This window comes from Aeromonas sp. 600774, assembly GCF_049175075.1.
Lineage (GTDB): Bacteria > Pseudomonadota > Gammaproteobacteria > Enterobacterales > Aeromonadaceae > Aeromonas > Aeromonas veronii_A.
Genome location: NZ_JAAKUJ010000011.1, coordinates 178,550 through 185,321 on the forward strand (window position 1 = coordinate 178,550; position 6,772 = coordinate 185,321).

The window sequence follows — 6,772 nt, forward strand, 5'->3', positions numbered from 1 at the left end:
TCAAAGGCGATAAAGGGAAAAATTAACTGGCCGTGGCGCTGCCATCACCCCGCTTTTGACGCGCGGCAAGCCGTAAAGTTCGCTCCAGGATCTGGGAATAGATGGGTCGGCCACCCAGCCACTGGGCAACCAGGGTCGCCCCAACCGTGGTGATCATCATGGGCAGGATCAGCTGATAGTTGTCGGTCATCTCGGTGACCAGCACGATGCCGGTGATGGGGGCACGCACGGTGGCGGCAAACAGCGCACCCATCCCGGCGATGGCAAAGGCGCCGGGCTCGATACCCAGTTCGGGAAACGCCGCATGAAACAGATGGCCGAACACCACGCCAAACAGGGTGCCCAGCGCCAGGGTCGGCGCAAACACCCCGCCCGGGGCACCGGAGCAGAAGCAGATGAGGGTCGCGACCAGCCGCACCGAGAAGATGAGGAACAGGGTCGCCATCGCATACTCATCCCCCATCAGATGTGGAATAAGCTCGGTGCCGCCCCCCGTCACTGCGGGGGCAAACAGCGACAGCACACCAAACGTTCCAGCGACCAGCATACCGATGGCGACGAAACGGTGGCGCTTGTTCTGATGCAGCGCCAGATAGCCATCCTGACAGGCCAGCACCAACTTGTTGAAGACAAAACCCAGCACCCCGAAGGTGGCCCCCATAAAGAGGAACAGCCAGAGCGCCTTGAGGGCTGGCGCATCGTAGTGGGGCAGAGTGATCACCGCCCCCTGACCTTTCATGTTCTGCAGCATCAGGGTCGCCATGATGGCGGAGATCCCCACCGCCTTGATGGCCAGAAAGGAGTAACGAAACTGCGGCCGCATCTCCTCCATCACAAACAGGATGCCCGCCAGCGGCGCATTGAAGGCTGCCGCCAGACCGCCCGCCGCACCGGCGGCCAGCAGGGCGTGACCATGCTCCTTGGGCAGCCGGAAGATATCCGCCACCATCTTGCCAAGGTTGCCGCCGATCTGTACCGAAGGCCCCTCCCGCCCCAGCACCATGCCGGAACTCAGGGTGCAGATGCCGCCGAAGAACTTGACCGGCAACACCCGCCACCACCGAACCGGGCGCAGATCGTCCATCGCCCCCTCGATCTCGGGAATGCCGGAGCCGCCCGCTTCCGGGGCAAAGGTATGAGTGAGGAAGTAACCGACAAATCCCAGCAAGGCGCTGAAGCCAAAGCCAAGCAGACCGAGCTGCCACCAGGGACGGTCTGCCAGCAAGGCGATACGTTGTTCTGCCAGCCAGTGGACTCCCGATTCGAACAGGCCGCACACCAGTCCGGCCAGGGTACCGACCAGCGCCGCCAGCAGCAGCACCAGCAAGGGCATCTTGTCTTGCCAGATAATGCGGGAAAGCGGCCCCCGCGCAGAGGTATCGGCTTCAGAGGAGAGAGCTTGTTGCGCCATCTTGTTACACCAACTTGGAAAAACCATATCGTCAGCTAGCTGAGATCAGGATCACCCGGCGCGTTGCTCGGCTGCCCAGGGCTGGGGCTTTCTGCTATAGTCGGCCCGTTAAATTTTTGTCACGGGAGCAGACCGAGAGTCCGGGTGGCGAGAGCGCAAAGCATACTCCTGATGCTCCGGCCTGCCGAGTCTCAATCGGCTGCAATCCCTTGTGTGACGCCCAAAATCCCATTAAGGATGATCCATGTCAAAATCAGATCAGCTGTTTGAACAGGCCCGCCAGACCATTCCGGGTGGCGTCAACTCACCGGTCCGCGCCTTCAATGGGGTCGGCGGCACGCCCCGCTTCATCGATCACGCCGATGGCGCCTATCTCTATGATGTGGATGGTCAGGCCTACGTGGATTACATCGGCTCCTGGGGCCCCATGCTGCTGGGTCACAACCACCCCGCCATCAAGGCTGCCGTCATCAAGGCCGTTGAGAAAGGGCTGAGCTACGGTGCGCCGACCGAGATCGAAGTGCTGATGGCCGAGAAAGTCCGCCAGATCGTCCCCTCCATGGAGCAGGTGCGGATGGTCAACTCCGGCACCGAAGCCACCATGAGCGCCATTCGTCTGGCCCGTGGCTACACTGGCCGCGACAAGATCGTCAAATTCGAGGGCTGCTACCACGGCCACGCCGACTCCCTGCTGGTCAAGGCCGGTTCCGGCGCCCTGACCCTGGGTCAACCGAACAGCCCGGGCGTTCCGGCCGATTTCGCCAAACACACCCTGACCTGCGTCTTCAACGATCTGGATTCGGTGCGTGAAGCCTTCACCCAGTACGGCAGCGAGATCGCCTGTATCATCGTCGAGCCGGTCGCAGGCAACATGAACTGCATCCCACCGGTCCCCGGCTTCCTGGAAGGGCTTCGCGCCATCTGTGACAAGTTCGGTGCCCTGCTGATCCTGGACGAAGTAATGACCGGCTTCCGCGTCTCCCTGCGCGGTGCTCAGGGTCACTACAACATCGACCCGGATCTCACCACCCTTGGCAAGATCATCGGTGCCGGCATGCCGGTGGGCGCCTTCGGCGGCAAGAAGAAGGTGATGCAACACATCGCACCGACCGGCCCTGTCTATCAGGCGGGGACTCTCTCCGGTAACCCGGTCGCCATGGCAGCCGGTCTGACCATGCTGGATCTGCTGCTGGAGCCGGGTCTCTATGAGCAGCTGAGCGCCAAGACGGCTCGTGTTGCCGAGGGACTGAAAGCGGCCGCAGCCAAACACGGCATCCCGCTCGCCATCAACTATGTGGGCGGCATGTTCGGCTTCTTCTTCACCGACGAGCCCGAAATCACCCGCTACGAGCAGGTCACTCGCTGCGACATGGAACGCTTCAAGCGCTTCTACCATCTGATGCTGGAAGAGGGCGTCTATCTGGCGCCGAGCGCCTACGAGGCGGGCTTCCTGTCGCTGGCTCACGGCGACAAGGAGATTGAACACACCCTGGCCGCCGCCGAGCGCAGCTTCGCCAAGCTGGCTGGCTAAATCACCGCTGGTTGTCGCCAAGGGCCCGTCATGGGCCCTTTTCTATTACAGAGACTCCATCACCACACAGGGCGGCAATACGCCCATTTATGGTGCATTGTCCCCTGGTCATCCGCCGATTTGTCATCCTCTGGTGCAACTTGCCCCATCATCCCTGTCATAAAGCAGGCCCACTATTTGCACATTCACCACAAGAGCCCACGTCACCGAGGTCCATATGGCAGAGATGAGCCCCATCGATGTGCTGCGGCGCTATCAGGAGTATCAGGAGGAGCTGACCCCGCTACTGCAGGGGCTGCTCAGCGCCCCCCTTGTCTCGCTCAAGGGGTATCCCTTTGTTGTCAGCATTGACCACTATCAGGGGCCGATGTGCATCCAGCCTGCGGCACCGACGGCCCATAACCGGCTGCACCTTATCGTGCAGGGGCAAGGACGGGAGATCACCGTCTGTCTGAATCAGCTGATTGGCTGGTTGATGGGGGACAGGGAGCGCCGCCGCGCCATGCCCTGGTTCAAGGCGGTCTATGTGGTGCTCAGCATGGCGCTGTTTTTGATCGTCGCCACCCTGATCTGGCACGGGCTGGAGCAGCTCTACCAGCTATTGTGCGGTGAGCAGCAGAACCAGCTCGGCGCCTTTAGCGCCATCATCTTCCTGACGCTGGCACTGGCGGTGTTCGATCTGGGCAAGACCATTCTGGAAGAGGAGGTACTGCTGCATAAGGATATCTTCCGCCACAGCGCTATTCGCCGCACCATCACCCGCTTTATCGCCGCCATTCTGATCGCGGTCTCCATCGAGGGGCTGTTGCTGCTATTCAAAGGCTCGCTCGGCCAGAGCGAGCTGCTCTGGCCAGCGGTCGGAGTGATGGGGTGTGCGGTGGGTTTGCTGCTGGCGCTTGGCCTCTATGTTTTTCTGGGGGCCAAGGCCGAAGCGGCACTGGTACAGGCTAGCCTGCGCTCTCCACCGTCAGCTGCACAGGGGAGCGACGCGCCGCCCGCCAGGAAGCGTACATGGTCCAGGAGGTATAGATGACGATAAAGGCAACCAGCCACTTCAGCATCTCCATATCCATGGATTTGACCAGCATGGCGGCCAGCACCACACCGATGGGGCCAAAGATGGCTACCGCCAGCACCGCCTTGGCATCAAACGCCCCTTTGCGGATAAAAGTGCCTGCGGAGAAAACGCTGAGCACGGCGGTGGAGCCCATCATGATGGGAAACGCCGCCAGCGGATTCATCCCCAGCAGATAAACCAACGTCATGCAGGGGGCAAACAGGCCGATACCGACATTCATCAGCACCCCGAAGATGAAATTGCCAAGCAGGGCAATCGTCAGCTTGTAGCCGCTGAGCCCCATCGCATCGCCGCCTACAGGAAAAAGCCCCAGCAGACCGGCAAAGATAAGCCCTGCAACGACCAGCAAGGAGATAGCCATCACCAACCGGATGGTCTGCCGATCAAACGAGGCCACATGGCGAGCCCCCCAGGCAGCGCCCGCTGCGGCGGCCATCATCATGCTGATCAGCGTCAGCGGCTCCACTGCGACTGCACCGACGAAGATCAGCGACTGAGTTACGGTCGGCAGCACGCACTGCCCATTGAGGGTACCCGGCAGTACCCGATCATCGATCAGCTTGAACTGCTTGTAGCAGGCGGTCTTTACCGCAAAGCTGCCCACCCCCAGGGTATCGAGGAAGTTGGCAACCCCACCGATCAACGCCACCGGCCAAAAGGGGGTCGCCTCAAAGGATCCACTCTGCTTCTTCCGACAGCAGGCTTGCACCAGCATGAAGACAAATACGAGGCCTCCGGCTATAAAAACCAGCCGTAAAATATCAACTAACATAGGGGTTTCTCCTGCAACGGGCGGCGATTCTAAGGCAAGCAGCAGAAAAAATCTTGACCGGAATTAAGCAATGCTCACGACACACCTCTGCGAGGCGAAATATTTATCATTAGACTCCGAACGGCTCTGCTAATACTTGTTACTGAGGCCAACAGGCCGGGTCCTGAGCACGTTGTTATGGTCCTTTCGCGACGACCACTTGTGCCAAAGGACATAATAAAAAAGAGGGCCGGTAGTGATACCGACCCTCTTTCTGTATCTGGCCGGGGCGCTAGGCCCTCGACCATGACAACCGCTTATTGAATGCTCTTGCCGGCACGCACGTCCTTGATAAACCCCTTCAGGCTGGCCAGATCACGGGGAGCACCGCGCAGGATCTGATCACCAATGATGAAGGCCGGGGTACCAGAGATACCGAGCGCTTCAGCCAGCGTACGGTTGGTACCGAGGTTCTGGTCAATGCTGCCATCCTTGATCTTGGCTTCCACCTTGCTCCAGTCAACACCGGCCGCCACAGCCAACTGCTTGACCTGTGCTTCATCAGCGAGCGGCCCCTGATGGGTATAGAGCTTCTCGTGGAACGCCTGGTACTTGTCAGGCTGACCCAGCTGGACCGCCAGCGCAGCACGGGCTGCGAAGTAGGAGGACTCGCTCAGAATGGGGAACTGCTTGTAGATGTAACGGATATCTTTATCTTCCGCCATCAGCTGCTTGACCAGCGGATGGGCCCGTTTGCAGTAACCACAGTTGTAATCGAAAAACTCCACAATGGTCAGAGATGCCTTCGGATTCCCCATCTCGGGATCCTGATTGGCATAAAGCTGCTTGGAGTGAGCCTTGATCAGCGCCTTGTCACTCTCGGCCTGCTGGCTCTCCTGCTTGGCACGCAGGGCATTGGACATCTCGACCAGGATCTCGGGGTTCTTGACCAGATAGTCGCGAACGATTTGCTCGACATCGCTTTTGGTCAGCTCGCTTGCATGTACCGGCGTCGCCAGCAGGGTCACACCAGCCAGCGCGCAAAACAGGGCATTTTTAATAGTCATAACGTTATCTTGCAGAGGATATGATAGAGGCCACTATAGTGGTTGAGTCTGTTTTCAAGTCAAGTTATCTGGCCAAAAAAGCGCTTGATGCGCCCTGATTGCCACTTTTTCATGTTGTTTAGCACAATTAACCAGCAATCGAACCGGACGGGGATTTACAAGCCGGATCAGCATGGTAATATTCGCCGCACTGCTGCGGAGGGGTGGCAGAGCGGCTGAATGCACCGGTCTTGAAAACCGGCGATGGGCGACCATCCGTGGGTTCAAATCCCACCTCCTCCGCCATTTATACCGAGCCCATGCAACCATGTTGCGTGGGCTTTTTATTTGCCTGCGATTTGCCATTCCTAATAGCTCTCAAAATACTAGCCTTCTCCAACACCTGTCTTGATCTTCTCACCTGCGGGCTCAACAGCTGCCACAAGATCACCTATCAATATCGAACCTCTGCGTTCCTGTGCACATCCCTTCCTACTCCAAACCACAGCGACCAAACGCTCCCACAACAGATCCAGATTGGCATGGCATAGCCAATAACCCCTCTTCGGAATAAAGTCAGGACCGGTTAACACAGTCATAGAAAAGCAGGGGCGATGGGGTTGCGGCTTAAAAAGAGCGGATGGCTAACTCAGGAAGCAGAGATTCCAAGCAAGAGGTCATGACGTATAGGCGATCATGGGATGCACGGGATATGACAACTGCAGAGCCACCGCACAGAGCGACAGCGGTTCAGTTAAGGAAGAGTACCAAGCGAAATATCAGGCTATTTGTGGAACCAGAAAACAGCGGCGAGTAACAATAAGAACAGAAGAAAAGAGATAAGATGGGTCAATTATCAGGCAATTCTCTAAATTGCAGGCAATAAAAAACCCCGCTCGATGAGCGGGGTTTCTTGTATTGGGTGCCTGGCAGTGTCCTACTCTCGCATGGCGAA

The 6,772-nt window shown here is 58.5% G+C and carries 5 protein-coding genes and 1 tRNA gene; 3 read left to right on the forward strand and 3 right to left on the reverse strand.

Annotated elements, in window-relative coordinates:
* Positions 1–22: 22 nt before the first annotated feature.
* Positions 23–1,411, reverse strand: a complete 1,389-nt coding sequence (gene clcA / locus G5171_RS13855; RefSeq protein ID WP_216979573.1) for a H(+)/Cl(-) exchange transporter ClcA — start codon at positions 1,409–1,411, stop codon at positions 23–25.
* 244 nt (positions 1,412–1,655) lie between these two features.
* Between clcA and hemL the strand changes: the two genes are divergently transcribed.
* Together hemL and G5171_RS13865 are read left to right on the forward strand one after the other, a co-directional pair.
* The gene (hemL, locus tag G5171_RS13860) at positions 1,656–2,942 is read left to right on the forward strand and encodes a glutamate-1-semialdehyde 2,1-aminomutase (RefSeq protein WP_216979574.1); all 1,287 of its coding nucleotides are present in this window, start codon (positions 1,656–1,658) and stop codon (positions 2,940–2,942) included.
* A 217-nt stretch (positions 2,943–3,159) separates the two neighbouring features.
* Positions 3,160–3,975: a hypothetical protein gene (locus tag G5171_RS13865; protein WP_216979575.1), complete on the forward strand. Its 816-nt coding sequence runs from the start codon at positions 3,160–3,162 to the stop codon at positions 3,973–3,975.
* Here the strand turns inward: G5171_RS13865 and G5171_RS13870 are convergent.
* Together G5171_RS13870 and G5171_RS13875 are read right to left on the reverse strand one after the other, a co-directional pair.
* Entirely contained in the window at positions 3,890–4,792 is a 903-nt protein-coding gene (locus G5171_RS13870) for a TSUP family transporter (RefSeq protein ID WP_421213001.1), read from the reverse strand. The genes G5171_RS13865 and G5171_RS13870 overlap by 86 nt on opposite strands.
* Positions 4,793–5,088: 296 nt before the next feature.
* Positions 5,089–5,838 carry a DsbA family protein gene (locus tag G5171_RS13875; RefSeq protein ID WP_158110468.1) on the reverse strand — a complete coding sequence of 250 codons (750 nt, stop codon included), beginning with the start codon at positions 5,836–5,838 and terminating at the stop codon, positions 5,089–5,091.
* A 197-nt stretch (positions 5,839–6,035) separates the two neighbouring features.
* Between G5171_RS13875 and G5171_RS13880 the strand changes: the two genes are divergently transcribed.
* A tRNA-Ser gene (locus tag G5171_RS13880) sits at positions 6,036–6,123 on the forward strand.
* Positions 6,124–6,772: the final 649 nt, after the last annotated feature.